General features: G+C 56.2%; 15 protein-coding genes. All 15 read left to right on the top strand.

Annotated elements, in window-relative coordinates; genetic code table 11:
• The first annotated feature begins 227 nt into the window (after positions 1-227).
• The 15 genes from RGW60_RS01350 (at position 228) to RGW60_RS01280 (ending at position 15867) form a co-directional block, all read left to right on the top strand.
• Positions 228-1142 (top strand): MSHA biogenesis protein MshI, encoded by a 915-nt coding sequence (locus tag RGW60_RS01350; RefSeq protein ID WP_322201432.1) that lies wholly within the window; start codon positions 228-230, stop codon positions 1140-1142.
• Positions 1139-1747, top strand: a complete 609-nt coding sequence (locus tag RGW60_RS01345) for a PilN domain-containing protein (RefSeq protein WP_322201430.1) — start codon at positions 1139-1141, stop codon at positions 1745-1747. The genes RGW60_RS01350 and RGW60_RS01345 overlap by 4 nt, the downstream gene beginning before the upstream one ends.
• Positions 1744-2421 (top strand): type II secretion system protein GspM, encoded by a 678-nt coding sequence (locus tag RGW60_RS01340; protein WP_322201428.1) that lies wholly within the window; start codon positions 1744-1746, stop codon positions 2419-2421. Before RGW60_RS01345 ends, RGW60_RS01340 begins: the two co-directional genes overlap by 4 nt.
• A complete protein-coding gene (locus tag RGW60_RS01335; protein ID WP_322201427.1) occupies positions 2414-2737 on the top strand; it encodes a Type II secretory pathway component in 324 nt (107 codons plus the stop codon). The genes RGW60_RS01340 and RGW60_RS01335 overlap by 8 nt, the downstream gene beginning before the upstream one ends.
• Positions 2738-2745: 8 nt before the next feature.
• The gene (locus RGW60_RS01330) at positions 2746-4377 is read left to right on the top strand and encodes a secretin N-terminal domain-containing protein (RefSeq protein WP_322201425.1); all 1632 of its coding nucleotides are present in this window, start codon (positions 2746-2748) and stop codon (positions 4375-4377) included.
• A 4-nt stretch (positions 4378-4381) separates the two neighbouring features.
• Positions 4382-5308, top strand: a complete 927-nt coding sequence (locus RGW60_RS01325; RefSeq protein ID WP_322201423.1) for an ExeA family protein — start codon at positions 4382-4384, stop codon at positions 5306-5308.
• Positions 5305-6708, top strand: a complete 1404-nt coding sequence (locus RGW60_RS01320; RefSeq protein ID WP_322201421.1) for a tetratricopeptide repeat protein — start codon at positions 5305-5307, stop codon at positions 6706-6708. Before RGW60_RS01325 ends, RGW60_RS01320 begins: the two co-directional genes overlap by 4 nt.
• 33 nt (positions 6709-6741) lie before the next feature.
• Entirely contained in the window at positions 6742-8466 is a 1725-nt protein-coding gene (locus RGW60_RS01315) for a GspE/PulE family protein (protein ID WP_322201419.1), read from the top strand.
• A gap of 58 nt (positions 8467-8524) precedes the next feature.
• Positions 8525-9757, top strand: coding sequence for a type II secretion system F family protein (locus RGW60_RS01310; RefSeq protein ID WP_322201417.1), 1233 nt, complete (start codon positions 8525-8527; stop codon positions 9755-9757).
• A 122-nt stretch (positions 9758-9879) separates the two neighbouring features.
• Positions 9880-10320, top strand: coding sequence for a type II secretion system protein (locus tag RGW60_RS01305; RefSeq protein WP_322201416.1), 441 nt, complete (start codon positions 9880-9882; stop codon positions 10318-10320).
• Positions 10320-10772, top strand: coding sequence for a prepilin-type N-terminal cleavage/methylation domain-containing protein (locus RGW60_RS01300; RefSeq protein WP_322201415.1), 453 nt, complete (start codon positions 10320-10322; stop codon positions 10770-10772). Before RGW60_RS01305 ends, RGW60_RS01300 begins: the two co-directional genes overlap by 1 nt.
• A complete protein-coding gene (locus tag RGW60_RS01295; protein WP_322201413.1) occupies positions 10769-11224 on the top strand; it encodes a prepilin-type N-terminal cleavage/methylation domain-containing protein in 456 nt (151 codons plus the stop codon). The genes RGW60_RS01300 and RGW60_RS01295 overlap by 4 nt, the downstream gene beginning before the upstream one ends.
• Positions 11224-12120, top strand: a complete 897-nt coding sequence (locus RGW60_RS01290) for a PulJ/GspJ family protein (RefSeq protein ID WP_322201410.1) — start codon at positions 11224-11226, stop codon at positions 12118-12120. Before RGW60_RS01295 ends, RGW60_RS01290 begins: the two co-directional genes overlap by 1 nt.
• Positions 12110-12538: a hypothetical protein gene (locus tag RGW60_RS01285; protein ID WP_322201408.1), complete on the top strand. Its 429-nt coding sequence runs from the start codon at positions 12110-12112 to the stop codon at positions 12536-12538. Before RGW60_RS01290 ends, RGW60_RS01285 begins: the two co-directional genes overlap by 11 nt.
• Complete coding sequence (locus RGW60_RS01280; protein ID WP_322201407.1) at positions 12535-15867, top strand: DUF6701 domain-containing protein; 3333 nt, start codon at positions 12535-12537, stop codon at positions 15865-15867. Before RGW60_RS01285 ends, RGW60_RS01280 begins: the two co-directional genes overlap by 4 nt.
• Positions 15868-16135: the final 268 nt, after the last annotated feature.

Raw genomic sequence — 16135 nt, 5'->3', positions numbered from 1 at the left:
GCTTATGACACTTCAGATCATGAGCGCTCTCAGGGTTATTTTTCTACCGTTCGCTGTTCCAGCCAAATGACAACATATGTCTTTTGGCCATCATTGAGAGCGTCAGAATTCTGACCGTATATCGAAGAAAACAAGTTGTCCTACGATACGTGCTATTGTTTTGACATCGCCCTTCTGCGTATCGATGTGGTACTGGCGCACCTCGCCAGGTAAAGAGATGAGAAGTCATGTGGTTTACTCGTATTAAAACCACTGCAAGCGGACACCTGGGCGTTGAATTCAGCCCCGCCGGCATTGCTTTAGCTAATGTTTTACAACGTCCAAACGAACCTCCACTTTTGCTCGATTGTCAGTTCCGCGAGTCTTCTCCGGAACGGCACGCTGCTGTATTAAAAAATCTTGTCAATGAACTAGGTCTGGCTGGTTTACCCGTAAATCTGGTGTTGCATCCTGCGGCATATCAGATGCTGCTACTAGAAAGCCCCGACGTTCCTGCCGAAGATTTGGGTAATGCCATGCGTTGGCGCATCAAGGACCTCATCAAAGAGCCTCTTGAAGACGTCGTCGTGGACGCCTTTGCCTTGCCTACTGACGCCTACCGTGGCCGCTCGCACATGGCGTACTGCGCCGTGCTGAACAAGGCCCGGCTGCAGGAGTGGTGCGACCTGATCAAACAAGCGAACTTGAACCTTGTCAGCGTTGATGTAACTGAAATGGCCTTTCGCAATATTGGATTGTTAGCGGGCGCCGATGACCTGAATATTGCAGTGCTGCGATTACGTTCCAGCGGTGGCCTGATTTGCGTGCAGCACGGGCCCGAGCTGTATATGGCACGTGTTATCGAGCACGGCCTGGATTTGGCGGGTTCGAACATCTCTGCAGCCATGCTGGAAATCCAGCGCACACTCGATTATTTCGAAAGCCAACTTGGCAAAGGGCAGATCAATCGCCTGATGCTATTGCCAATGAAGCGCGATGGCGCAGAAGCCCTACTAGCTCTGGACGAACGACTGACGGTTAATGTAGCGGCATTAGACTTGCGGGAGTTATTTCCGGGTCAGGCGGCTGCCGATCTGGATGAAGAGACCCAAGCTTCTTGCATGACCGCGGTCGGTGCTGCATTGCGCCGAGTGGCCCTATGATGCAGAACCTGAATCTTTATAAAGCGGAGAAAAAATCCGCTCGCCGGCCTCAGAAGCTTGAGTTTCTCGGTGGACTGGCAATGGTCGGGGTGCTTTGCGTAGGCCACGTCGCTTGGGCAGGTTGGAATTTGCATGTGGGCGCAACACGGTTGGCCAACGCCCAAACTCAAGAGCGGGAGCAGGTACGCCAGCTCGAAGAGGCCAAGGCTTCTTTCGTCCAACCGGTTCTGGACCCTCAACTGCCTTTACGGCTCGCCGATCTGGATGAGCAAAACCGCGCATTGGAACGCCTGATCAACTACTTGAAGGTCGTGGCGAGCCAACAACGCGTAGGTTTCGTTGCACCACTTTCGGCGCTGGCGGCACAGCATCCACCGACCGGTCTGTGGCTTAACGTAATTTCGTTGCGCGACGGTGGTACGCAAATGCGGTTGCAGGGTTTTAGCCAAAACCAACAGACGTTGCCAGAGTACCTGGGACTACTGGGCGAGAATGCAGCCTTTAAAGGGCGAGAGTTTGCGCGTTTCGACGTGCAACGCGGTGTCGATAAATTGTTCCATTTCGACCTGTCCTCACGGGTTACCGATCCCAAGGAGCGCCCATGAACACTGAGAAATGGTTGGCGCGCTGGCATATTCTTTCCCCGCGAGAGCAATGGCTTGCTTATGGCGCAGGGCTGGCGATATGCGCCGTGCTGTATGTCATGGTGCTGGGTAACTCTCTAGCTACAGCCGCGGCCAAACAGGCAACTGATTACCAATCTTCGGAAGCCCGTGCTTATGAGGCCGTTTCTGCTCTAGGCAAGTTGCGCGCTGCACTTGAGGCTGATCCCAACATTCCTTACAACCGCGCCCTGTTGTTGGCGTCCACCAACAGCGCAAACTTGTTGGCGCAGATCGACCACAACACCAGTGAATTGATCTCCCCGGACAAAATGCGTTCAGTGCTTCGCGACTTGCTCAAAGCTCAGCCGGGCCTACAATTATTGAGCATGGAAAGCTCTAGCGCGGCGGTCGAACTGCCTTCAATCGACCCGGCTGCTAAAGCTAACGCTAAAACAACCCCTAGCGTCGTTGTCTTGTATCGACATGGTGTACAGCTGAAGTTGGAGGGTGGTTATTTCGACCTCTTGCATTACCTGCAATCGATCCAGGGCACCCAATGGAAACTTAACTGGGACAGCCTTGAATATCGCGTCGGCGATAGCGGTGCTGCCCACGCTCAAATCAGCCTGGAGCTGTACACCTTAAGTCGGTACGCGGGGTGGATCGGTGTTTAAACTTTTTTTTGTCGGTGCACTGCTATGCAGCGCGGCGGCCCAAGCCAGCACTGAAGTTCCTATTGACCCGACTCTGCCGCCGGCGCGCTTTATGCCGAGTCTTCCAGGCGAACAGGTCCACATTCCGGTGCTGCAAGAAATTATCCTAGGTGCCCATGGTAGCCGAGCAGTCATAGATGGTCAGACCCTTCACGTCGGCGACAAACACGCCGACGCACGGATACTGGCTATTTATCCTCAAGCAGTTCTGATCGAGCGTGACGGTAAGCGCGAATATCTGCGACTGGTCAACCCCGTTATACAACCGAGCCGATGATGCCCATGATGAAGTTTCTGTCGGGCCCAGGCCTACTCTTTTTAGTGTCTTTGCTTTCCGCATGCCAGACGTTCAAAGGCGGCGACCAGGTGCTCTATGATCAGAGCAACAAGCTACTCAATGAAAGTATCCAACAAGCCCAAACGCGAGTAGTGCCTCCCCCTTCGGTTCAAGCAGCGTTGCTGCCGCCCTATAACGTGCAGACCCTTCCAAAAAGTGATGCTCGTTTTGACGTATCCGCCAAAGACATGCCTGCCCGCGATTTTTTTCTGAGCTTAATGCAAGGCGCGGGACAGAACCTTGTGGTGCATCCTGATGTAACAGGCAATATCACCTTTAGCCTTCATCGCGTAACGCTCGAGGAAGTACTCAGTGCAGTACGGGACACCTATGGCTACGATTACCGCCGTACCAGCTATGGCTATCAGATCCTGCCTAACAGCGTCATCACCCGAAGCTACGACCTCAACTACCTAAACTTGCAGCGCGTCGGTAAAACCGACACCCGCGTCAGTGCGGGTCAAATGATCAGCAATAATGGCAACCATGGCAATAACAACAATAACGGCAACAACAATGGCGGTAACGGGGGCGACAACGGCAACGGCAACGGGCAAAACAACGGCAACTCGCAGTCCACCCTTAATGCCAGCCAAGTAACAACTATCAGTGATGCCGACTTTTGGAAGGAAGTTGGCAAGGTGGTCGAGATGATCGTCGGTGACGAGCCGGGCAACAGCGTGATCGTCAACCCACAAGCGAGTTTGCTGGTCGTGCGCGCCAAAAGTGCAGATCAAGAAAACGTCGCACGGTTTCTCGATAAGGCCCAACGTAATTTGCAACGCCAAGTAGTTCTGGAAACCAAGATTCTAGAAGTCCAGCTTTCCAAAAACTTCCAGGCAGGCATCAGTTGGGCCAAGTTGGGCGGCGATCTGGGTGCTAGCCTTGCGGGCGCACCGCTGACGGGACCAACGGCGGTGGGGGGAGTGTTCAGCAGCACTATTAATGTGGGTGACTTCTCCGGTTTGATTCAGCTACTGGAAACTCAGGGCGAGGTTCGCGTGCTTTCTAGTCCGCGGATTTCCACACTGAACAACCAGAAGGCAGTGATCAAAGTCGGAACCGATGAATTTTTCGTCACTGACGTTTCGTCCACCTCCGGCACCACTACGGTTGCCGGGGTTACCCAACCCACGCAGAACGTTACGTTAACCCCGTTCTTTTCCGGTATTTCACTCGACGTGACACCACAAATCGATCAGAACGACACCGTGACCTTGCATGTGCGACCAACCGTCAGCCGGGTTACCGACCAAAATAAAACCATTACGCTGGGTGTGAATAACGTCTTGCAACTGCCGCTGGCGCTGTCTACAACCCGCCAGTCTGATTCCATCGTGCGTGCACACAGCGGCCAGGTCGTGGTGATCGGTGGCTTGCTGCAAAACGCAAGCGATGACAGCAACACTGCCGTGCCGTGGGCTAGCAAGCTGCCAATCATTGGCAATCTGTTCAAGCAACAACGCAACTCGCTGCAAAAAAGCGAACTGGTGATTCTCATGAGACCCCAGGTTGTTAACGACGATGTGTGGCTGGGCGACTTGCGTAAAACCGCAGAGACGTTCAAGGATCTAAAGTAACCCCATGTATGAAGCCTACTTTGGCCTGCGCGAGAAACCGTTCGCACTGACCCCAAATACAGAGTTTCTAGTCAAGCTGGCGCCGTACCAGGCATGCCTGAATTTGTTGCAGGTGGCGCTTGGTGAAGGCGAAGGGTTTATCAAAATTACCGGTGAGGTAGGGACAGGCAAAACCTTGGTCTGCCGCGCCCTACTCAAGCAGCTGGACAGTGAGCGCTACCAGTTGGCGTATCTACCCAATCCAGGCATGAGCCCCACCGGTTTACGCCAGGCCTTGGCCCGTGAGTTATACATTGAAGATGTTGAAGAGTTTGACTCCCAAGGTGTGCTCGACGCTTTGCATCGGCGCCTGATCGAACTGGCAACAAACGGTAAAAGCACCGTACTGTTAATCGACGAGGCCCAAGGGTTGCCCGTCGTAACACTAGAGGCTTTGCGGCTGCTGACGAACTTGGAGACCGAGCGGACCAAGTTGCTTCAAGTGGTGCTGTTCGGCCAGCCCGAACTGGATACCACCTTAGCGCGCAACGACCTGCGTCAGTTGCGCCAGCGCATTACATTTTCCTATCGCCTGCGTAAGCTGGACAGGCATGACACCACCCAATACTTGAACGAGCGCATGACCGTTGCAGGTTACCGGGGCAATTCGTTATTTGATCAAGGTGCTATTCGCCGCCTGGTAAAAGACAGCGGCGGCATTCCTCGCTTGATCAATATCCTCGCGCACAAAGCGTTGATGGTGGCCTATGGAGAAGGCCGCCGACAGGTCACGGCCAAGCATGTTAAACACGCGTGGCGTGACACTGAAGGCGCTCGATCGGTTGTCCAGCAAGATACATTCTGGTCCAAATGGCATGTGGTCATACTCACGCTTTTGCTGTTTATCGCCGCCGGGTTGTGCCTGATGCAACTTAACGAGGTGCTTATATGAGCTTGGTTAATGACATGCTCCGCGACCTCGAAGAACGCCGTGCCGGAGCATCCCGGCAGCTGCAGCGGGACGGTCTGTTGGCCGTGGATGAAGCCGGGGCTGAGCGCCGCGAACGTGTTCGACGCTTTCAGAGAAACCTTATCGGCTTGGGCCTGGTGATTATTGTCGGCCTGCCTCTGGGGTTACTGGTAGACCGGTTGGTCAAGTCCCATTCTCCAGCGCAGAGCGCGCCCGCTATTGCTGTAGCAGCCGTACCGCTGGCCGCCGTTCAAGCACCAACTTCCGCGCAGATTTTGGAAGTACTGCCTCAAAACGACAGCAACGGTCTAGTCCTTAAATTGTTGATTGACCGTTCAGCGGCTTATCAGCGCCGCGATGAAAACGGCTTGGTGACGCTCGACCTGCCTGGCGCCCAACTGAATACATCACTTGGCGTCGCGATGCGCGAAGGCCGATTGCAACGCGACGGCCGCAGTTTGTCGTGGAAAGTTCAAACCCAAGGGCAAAACGTGCAAGTGGTGTTGACCGGTCTGGGTGACAACCTACAAGTGCGTGATCGGTTGGAGCCAGCCGGCAACAATTGGCTGTTGAGAATCGAGGTACCCATGCCGACCAAGGCAACCATCGCAGATGCTGCTGACACGCCCATGGGCTCAGACAACACAGCCGCGAACGAACCGGCCACTGTTGATACCGCAACCGATGAGGCGCCTTTGCCCGCTTGGGCTAACGCTCCTGTTCTGCCCGCGGAAAGACAGCCTCGTACTGCAACCGTGGTTCAAGCAGCAAAACCGTTGTTGGTCAGTGGCCCACCGCAGATGAAAATAACGCCCTATCAACCAGACGCGCTCACCGTGGCCCTGCAAGTCCTCCAAAGTGGCGACTATCCCCGGGCTATCAGTGAGCTAAAAGCGCTGCAATTGTCTCGTGGTAAAAACCTGGATGTAATCCACGGTCTGGCTCGTGCGTACTTGGCTGACGGCCAGCAAGCGCTGCTGCTGACATGGCTGCCGCTACAACTCAAGCAATGGCCTAACGACAGCGAATTACGCCTGTTGTTGGCGCGCTCGCAACTGCAATCCGGCGACGCCCGGAACGCTGTGACCACGTTGGAGCAAAACCCTCCCACGCTGGCACAAGACCCTACTTATTACGCCCTGCTTGCGGCCAGCTATCAACAAACTGCGCAGTGGCAAAAAAGCGCTGGATTGTATGAGCAGTTGACCCAATTGCGACCTACTCAAGCCGCATGGCAGCTAGGACTGGGAATTGCCTTGGAACGCCTGTCGCAACCTGCCGAAGCGGCGCGACACTACCGCTACGCCGAGCGCGGACAAGGTCTGGACGACGGTGCCCGGCGTTTCGCTGGCGAGCGCGCCGTCGCGTTGGGAGGTAAGTGACAATGTGGTTAGCTCTGATGTGGGTAAGACTGTATGGATAAGGAAGAGATACGTCGGGGCAAGGTCCGTCTTGGCGACCTGCTAATCGACGCCGGCCTGCTCAACGACATCCAGTTGCAACGTGCCTTGCAGGAGCAAAAGCGCACGGGCTTCAAACTTGGGCGCACGGTCATTGACCTGGGTTTCGTCGATGAGCAACGCCTGCTGACGGCATTGTCCGAGCAGTTAAAGATTTCGTTTATCGAACTGAAGAACTTTAAGTTCGATAAAGCTCTGGTCCAGATGCTGCCGGAAACCTTGGCAAGGCGCTTCCGCGTCATTGTTTTGTCCAAAGCGGCGGACGGCCTAGTAGTCGGCATGAGCGATCCGCTCGACCTGTTTGCGCTCGATGAAATGGAGCGTGTATTGCGTACTCCGGTTCAACCCGCCGTCGTACGCGAAGCCGAAATGCTTAAGGCCCTGGATGCGCTGTACCGGCGCACCAGCGAATTGGACACCATTGCTGGGGAATTGGAAGGCGATCTTAAAGACAGTGACTTCGACCTGTCTGCGCTGGGGGCCACCAATAACAGCGACGCCCCGGTGGTTCGTCTGCTGCGGACGCTGTTTGAAGACGCCGTGCAGATGAACGCGTCAGACATTCATATCGAGCCAGGCGACGGCATTTTGCGTATTCGTCAACGCATCGACGGTGTGCTCAACGAACATATTTTGAAGGAGCCGCGGGTGGCTTCTGCGTTGGTGATGCGCCTGAAAATCATGTCAGGCCTAGACATCTCCGAAAAACGCATACCTCAGGATGGCCGCTTCAATATCCGAGTCAAGGAGCGCACCATTGACATTCGCATGTCGACAATGCCTGTGCAACACGGCGAATCAGTGGTCATGCGTTTGCTGGATCAGACAAATGGCATCACCGACCTGGACAAAGGCGGCATGCCAACCGCGATGCTTGCGCGTTTTCGTCAACTGCTGCAACGCCCTTTCGGCCTGGTGCTGGTCACTGGCCCCACCGGTTCGGGCAAGACCACCACGCTGTATGCAGGGCTCAGCGAACTGAACAGCCCGCAAAAGAAAATCATCACTGTCGAAGACCCGGTTGAATACCGGCTGGCACGGGTGAACCAGGTACAGGTCAACACCAAGATCGACCTGACCTTTTCCCGTGTATTGCGCGCCGCCCTTCGACAGGACCCGGACATACTGCTGATCGGGGAAATACGCGACCACGAGACGGCTGAAATCGGGCTGCGTGCGGCCATGACCGGTCACTTGGTGTTGTCGACCCTGCACACCAACGACGCCCCGACGACCGCCATGCGCTTGATCGACATGGGTGTCGAACCGTTCTTGGTGGCCACCGCTTTGAGCGCCGTTTTGGCCCAACGACTGATTCGTCGGGTCTGCGAAAGTTGCCGCGCGGTCCACGTCCCCGAACCGCATCAGCTTACCTGGATGGAAAACCTCTACGGCGGGTCGTTGCGCGGTCAGCTTTTCTACCAGGGCGTCGGTTGCCATAACTGCCATAGCACCGGCTACCTTGGGCGGTTGGGCGTGTACGAATTGCTGGAAATGAACGACGAAATGGTTGGCGCTCTGCGCCGCAATGACCCACAAGGTTTTGCTGACGCAGCGCTTGCCAGCCCCCTTTATCGACCGCTGGCTACCTGTGCGCTGGATTTTGCGATGAAGGGGCTAACCAGCGTCGAAGAAGTACTGAAGGTCAGTATTTCCCGGACCGACGAGGTGTTGGTCTAATGTGCGGCTTAAGACGTAGCACCCGGGCGCGCCACATTCAAGCCGAGGGCCTGGGCCAATGACCATTTTCCGATTTACTGGCCGGGACGCCCGAGGCACGCAAGTGACCGGCAGTCGCGATAGCAACTCGGCAGACGCGCTTGCTAGCGAATTGTTGTCCCAGAGCATTGTTCCGCTGACCATTGTTGAGCATGTAGAACCGGTCGGTGACCTGTTGGAGCAACTGACTGAGCGGTTTAGCAGTAAGAAGGTTGAGCTGCTGGAGCTGATTATCTTCTGTCGGCAAATGCACAGTTTGAGCAAAGCCGGTGTCCCGATCATTCGCGCTATTGGCGGGTTGGCCGAATCAAACTACAACAAACATTTTTGCGCAATATTGACTGAAGTACGCAGCGACCTAGATGCCGGCATGAGCTTGGCCGTGGCGTTCAACTCGCACCCAAAAGTGTTCAATACGCTAATTGTGAGCATGATCAGCGTCGGCGAGAACACCGGCCAACTGGACCAGGCCTTTCGCCAACTGGCGATTTATCTGGAGCTGGAGCGGGAAACCCGCAAGCGCATCAAGCAAGCCACGCGCTATCCCATGTTTGTGCTTATTGCCATGGGCATAGGGCTGACCGTAATCAACATGGTGGTGATACCAGCCTTTTCCCGAATATTTGCGCAGTTTCACGCGCAATTGCCGTTACCCACCCGGTTTCTGATCGGCATGTCCCAGTTCTTCCAGGATTACTGGTGGGCGATGGGTTTGATGGTGGTCGGCGGCGTTTACAGCTTTTCCAAATGGACACAAACCGACGCCGGCGCACTGCTTTGGGATCGGATCAAGCTGAGCCTGCCGATTGTCGGCGGTCTCTTTGAGCGCATTGCACTCGGCCGTTTCACCCGCACGTTCGCGATGATGTATCGCGCAGGGGTGCCACTGCTGCAAACCCTATCAATTAACAGCGTGACGGTCAGCAACCGCTACATCGGTCAGGCCATTCTCGATATGCGCGAAGGCGTGGAACGGGGTGAGTCATTGACCACTACCGCCACCACCAGCGGCCTGTTTACCCCCCTTGTGCTGCAAATGATGGGCGTCGGTGAAGAAGCCGGTGCCCTGGACGATCTGTTTGTCGAGGTCGCAGATTTTTACGAACAAGAGGTGGATTACGACCTCAAGCAACTCGCCGATGCCATCGAACCGATTCTGATCGTGGCCATGGGCTTAATGGTGCTGATTCTCGCATTGGGGGTTTTTCTTCCCATGTGGGATTTGTCAGCGGCCGCAAAGGGACATGGGTGAGTCGGGGCTATCAGCACCGTCTATACAGTCATTTACCAACCAGACAACGCATAACACGCCGATACCGGCAAAGCATCAATCAGCACCAACTGAACCTCATTTCCGCAAAAGGTAGTAAAAACATGAAAAGACAACAAAGTGGTTTCACTCTGATCGAACTGGTCATGGTGATCGTTATCATCGGCGTTCTCGCCGCATTCGCACTTCCGCGTTTCGCTAACCTGACTGGCGATGCAAGAGCAGCCACCCTCAATGGCGCAGCAGGTTCCATGCGCTCTGCTTCTGCGATAGCGCACTCTGCATTTCTGGCCGAGGGCGGGACTGTAACGCTTGAAGGCCAGACTATTACGATGCTCAATGGCTACCCGGATGCACCAGGCATTCTATTGGCGGCAAATATTGCTTCGAGTGATTACTCCTTTACCCAACCCGCAGCAGCGGCTACAACGGTGGCAATCAGCGCTAAAAACGCGACAACCCCGGCCTCTTGTACCTTTACCTATACAGCAGCGACCACAACAGCCGCCCCAGCGTTCTCAGCCGTTACGACTAGCGGCTGCTAATGCCTGATATGCGCGGTTTCACGCTCGTCGAACTGGTTTTGGTGATTGTTATCATCGGAATCATTTCGGCTGTTGTGGGGCCACGTTTCTTTGATAGGCAGGTGTTCAACGAACGCCTGTTCTTCGAAGAGAGCCAGGCCGCCGTGCGCTATGGGCAGAAGATTGCCCTGTCCAGCGGTTGCCTGACTCAGGTCAGCCTTAATACCAACGGCTACCACCTACGCCAAGCGGTGAACTGTACGAGCGGCACTTATAGCCTCGAAGTTCAGAGCCCGGATGGCGATGCAACCTTTGCCGCTGCAGCGCCCACTGATGTGACGCTGACAACGGCCAATTTTCCCGTTGTATTCGACTCCCTGGGCCGTCCGTCCAGCGCTGCGAGTGCAACCATCGGCACCCTGAATGGTGGCCATTCGTTCAGCGTGACGGCTGACACAGGTCTGGTGCAATGAAGCGCCAACGGGGCGTGACGTTGGTTGAGCTAGTGCTCACCATCGCGATTATCGGTATCGCTGCCGTCGCACTGTTCACGGCCATGGCGGCCATCACCAGCCAATCGGCCGATCCTCTGTTACGCCAGCAAAGCTTGGACATTGCCAGTGCCTACCTTGAAGAAATCCTGTTGAAGGATTTCGCCGATGCAAGCGGTAACGTCTGCGCCACGCCACCCAGTAGCCGTAGCCAGTACCAGCGGGTCTGTGATTACGCCGGGTTAAATGACACCGGTGCCCACGACGCGGACGGTAACGCTATCTCCAGCCTCGGGGGCTATCGAATCAGTGTCGCTGTCAGCCCCCAAGCATGGGCGGGGCTGAATTCTGCCAACGCGCTGTACGTCGAAGTCACCGTCACCGATCTCGCCAACCAAAAGTTAGTGCTGGGCAGCTACCGGACGCGCTACTGATGAACAGACCAACGCGCCCATGCGGCTTCACCCTGGTGGAGCTAGTGCTCGTCATCGCCTTGTCCGGCATCATCGTCGTGGTGATCAGCACGGTATTTGCGCACCCGCTGCAAGGTTTGTTGGATCAGAGCAGGCGCGGCACTCTGGTGGAACAAGCGGCGGGCGCCATGAATCGATTGACCCGCGATGTACGCCTCGCGGTTCCCAATTCATTGCGAGCATCGGCAGACGGTAAAGCCGTAGAGCTGATGCTGATTCAAAGTGCGGCGCGTTATCGTCCGAACCGCACAGACACCGACGGCGTGCGATTTTCCACCGATCCGGCGGGCACTTGCGGCAGTTCAACTATTGATACTCGCTGTGACGAAGTGCAGATGTTGGATGGAGCATTCAACCCCACGGGCGCTCTCTGGATGGTGATGTACAACATCGGCGCGGAGTCAGGCGGTGCACCGGTGCCCGGAAGTAACGTGTGGGCGCCTGCAAATCCTGGCGTCATAACCCCGACAGGCACCACATTCAGTTTGCTTCCAGGTGCACCAATAGGGGAAAGCCGGGTCGCCGTTGGTAATTTGCCAGTAGGTGGATTTCGTTTTGCTTATGCGTCACCACAATTTCGCTTGTACACGGCGCAGTCCGTGGTGGGCTACCGTTGTGAAAATAACCAACTGCTTCGCTATAGCTACAGCACCCTTTTTTCTGCAATACCGTCCGGACCGCCGCCAGGTTCCAACCCTGAGCCACTGGCAACAAACGTCGATTGTTCGAAAACCAATTTCACCTACCAAGTGGGTAGCACTCAGCGTGGCGGTTTGTTATCCCTGACGTTGCAGATCTCCATCGGCAACGAAAGCTTCAACCTATTGCAACAGGTTCACGTCGACAATGCGCCCTGACCGCCGCTGGCCCCAACGCACCCAGGGATTTGGCCTGGTAGCCGCGATGTTTTTGTTGATTGTGGTCACCTTGGTGGTGTTGGCCATGGCGCGCCTGTCTGCTGCGCAACACGGTTCCAACAGCCTTGCCATCCAGCAAGCTCGTGCCTACCAATCGGCCAATGCGGGGCTGGAGTGGGGAATAAGTCAATCAATCAGTTCAGGCCTATGCACTCAAGGCAGCCCCAGTCTTACCGGAAGTAATCTTGCCGAATTCAGCGTTAGTGTCGCGTGTACCAGTAACAACTATTTGGACAACAACGGTTCGCCGCTGCAGATATTCCACTTCACCTCGACCGCACAAAACGGCAGCACCGGTAGCCGCTCCGATTACGCCTACCGGCAACTCACGGCAACTATAGAAAAAGGCACTCCATGAGCAAGCAAGTAGTGAAGCAAAGCTTCCTTTGGGGAGCGCTTTTGGGGGGCCTGTTGCTGACAAACACGGCCAGTGCCGCGACGGCTTATTCTTTCAGCCTGCTCGGGACAAACGCACCCTGCACGGGCCTTTGGAGCAGCACTGGCAATACCTTTACCTGCACCGGCAAAGTCATTTTGGCAACTGGCGACTCATTGGTCGTGGGCACGTTGATCGTCGGCAATATTACCGTCGTGGCCAATCAAGGCTTTTCGCTGGACACCAACACGATTGGTACCAGCGGCAGCACCATAGACCTGGTTTCGACGGCCGGGGCAATTGACGTCGCAGGTACAAAAAGCACGTTCAGTGGGTCAATCAATTCCACCGCTGGCACGATTACGCTGTCCGGTGCCAACGTCGCCGGTTCGGTCCAGACTACCAACGGCACGATGACGCTTGCGGGCAGCAACATCGGGGGCAGTGTCCAGGCTGGTGGAGCAATTACCGCCACCACTACCAAAGTGAACGGGAACGTCATTAGCACCTCAGGCGCCGGCACACTGGCAGCTGTAACCGTTGGCGGCTATGTGAAGGCCTCAGGTGCCATAACCCTCAAAACGGGCTCCGCGATTACCGGATCGGTGACCAGTACCGGAGGGGCATTGACCCTTAGTGATTCAAGCGTAGGCGCTGACGTTCTGGGCTATGGCGCAGCGACATCTTCCGATACCGCGATCAAAGGAAATCTGACCAGCAGCACCGGCGCTATCACGATTGTCCGGGGCAGCATCGCCGGGTCCGTCGTTGCTGAGGGCGCAATCACCTCGACTGGCGCACCGATAAACGGCAGTGTGACCAGCCATTCCGGGGCAATCACCCTGACAGGCGGCAGTGTGGGTGGCGACATCAAGGCGTTCGGCGTGGTTACCATGACCGACACCCCCATAACCGGCAACATAAACACGCAAGCGGCTGCTACCTTGGTCCGCGGAAGCGTCTCTGGCGATGTGATTGCCGCTGCCGTGATCACCACCACAGACACCTGCGTTGGCGGTAACGTACAAGGGGGAGCAGCCATGACGCTCACACGCACCAGCGTAGGCGTCAGCGTCCAGTCAAAAGCGGCGATGACCTTGACGGGGAGTACCATCATTAAAGACGCCTTATCCGGCGCGGCCCTCACTGCCACTGACACCTGCATCGGTGGTACCACCCGTGCTGTTGGCGCACTGTCCATCACCGGGGGATGCAACACCAGCCCGGCCCATACTTACTGCAGCGCTCCGGCCCCTCTTCCGCCGGTGGCCGCTATCGATCATTTCGCGTTCAGCTACGCGGGCACAGCACTGACCTGCAATCCACAGCCCGTTACTATCACCGCCTGCGCCACTGCCGGTTGCAGCCCGTTTACCGATCCAGTCAGTATCGCGCTAAGTCCTGCTAGCGGCTGGACTGCAGCGGCACCCGCAGTGATGAATGGCAACACCATCACGTTCAGCGGTGGCAGCGCACAAGCGTATCTGAGCATTGGCAGCGCGGGTAACGTAAGCGTCGGAGTGAGTTCGTCCGTTCCAGGGAGTAACGGACAAACTGTCTGCTCAACAAGCGGTTGCACCATCGCCTATGCCGACAGCGGTTTTATTTTCACGGTGCCAACTCTGATTACCGGTCGGCCACAAAGCGGCATTTCCCTGCGCGCCGTGAAAAAAAGCGATACCTCTCAAGCCTGTGTACCGGGGTTTTCCAACGTCACCCGCAACCTGAACTTCAGCTCGACCTATGTCAGTCCCGTTTCTGGCAGCCAACCCGTTATCGTCAACAACACCGCAGTCACCAGCGCGCCTACCCGCCTGAGCCTGGTGTTTGACAGCACCGGCAGCGCGCCCCTTACCGTCCGCTATGACGACGCAGGTCAGATGATGCTCACCGCCACCTACCTAGGCAGCACCGCCAACAACGATGCCGGCTTGAGCATGAACGGCAGCGACTTATTCGTCTCCAAACCTTACGGCCTGTGCATCCAGACAGACTCGGTGTGTACCGTCGCGGGTGTCAGCTCTGACTGCAAAGCATTCCCTGGTGTGCGAGCCGGGGATAACTTTCCGATTCGCATACAAGCAGTCGGCTGGCTGGCCGATGGTGATCCGCTGACCGCTGCGTCGTTGTGCAGCGGCCGGATAATCGCGTCTAACTTTCAGCTGCCCAACATTCCCCTCGCCAGCGTATTGGTTGCGCCTGCGGCGGGCGACAGCGGCATACTCTCGCCTACTCAGTACAACCAAGTACTGGGCAACCAGACAACCGCCACGACATCGATTTCCGAAGTAGGGGTATTCCAACTGACGGCGACACCAGCGGCCAACGCCTATTTTGGTGAAACTGTCAGCGGCGGCAGAAGTGGCCTGGTCGGACGCTTCACTCCGGCTTTCCTGGGCGTGCAGGGCAGTGCCAGCCTGACCCAGAGCTGCGGGACATCCTTTAGCTATCAGGGCCAACCAATGGCGTTTGCCGTTGGGCACGAACCCAACCTCATCGTCACCGCGTTTAACCGCAACAAAGGCATCACGCACAACTACGACCGCGATGCGTTTTGGAGACTGTCTATACCCGTTCGAGATGCGTACACCTCGATCACTGGCAAAACCAGCGTGGATGTCATCGGTCGCCTGACCAACAGCGCCACGGCCACCGTAGCGCAAAGCGGTGCAAACAACGGTGACGGTGCCGAGAGTTTCCGCTGGAGCGGCGACACCCTTCAATACACCCCGGCTGCCCTTCCGCTGGCTGACGACTTTCCGTTTACGGCCGCTATTCGTCAGCGGTTCAGTGCTGCAACATTGACCGACGCCGATGGCGCTTGTTTTGGCGATGGCACAACATGTACTGCCTACAGCTATGACTTTAGCAACACTCCCGGCAGTCAAGTACGCCTCGGGCGCCTGCGCTTGGGGAATGCCCATGGCTCAGAATTACAGGTGCTAACCCTGCCGTTAAGTCTTGAAACATGGCAAAACATCGCGGGGGGTAGCTTCCAAACTGAAGGTCTCGACACCTGTACCGCCGCCGTTCTGCAGACGCCAACATTAACCAGCTATACCGGCCAACTGACACCGGCGAACTATGCCAATAGCAACATTTCGATGATTGCCCCCAACGCAGGTGTTGGCTTATTGAAACTGCAACCTCCGGGCATTAGCGGCTCGGTACTTGGCAGCTTACCCGCCACCCCATCATGGCTTCTGTATGACTGGAACGGCACCGGACGCCAAGCTGCGACGGGGGTTGCCCGGTTTGGCATTTACCAAGGCCCTTCGCCAATGATCTTCCGTCGCGAGAACTATCGCTAAGCGAGTACCCAGAGTCCGTTCAGACAGGCTTAAGGTCTGTTTGAACGGAGCTTGCCGCACTGCCAGTCTGTAGAAGCCAGCCTGCTGGCGAAGCACCCCGCGATGTATCCGGCACGTCGCTTCGCCTACAAGTTCGCTCCTAAAGTTGATACCAAGCGCCCCTGCCCGCAATTTAGAGATGCTTCCTACGCACTGCCCGTTTTAGAATGACGGCCAATTTCAACACCCGCTCCACCTCCGCCCTATTCCAAATACAGAAAGGTAAAGC

It is taken from the genome of Pseudomonas sp. AB6, assembly GCF_034314105.1.
Taxonomy (GTDB): domain Bacteria; phylum Pseudomonadota; class Gammaproteobacteria; order Pseudomonadales; family Pseudomonadaceae; genus Aquipseudomonas.
This window is presented reverse-complemented; position numbering and strand designations above follow the sequence as displayed.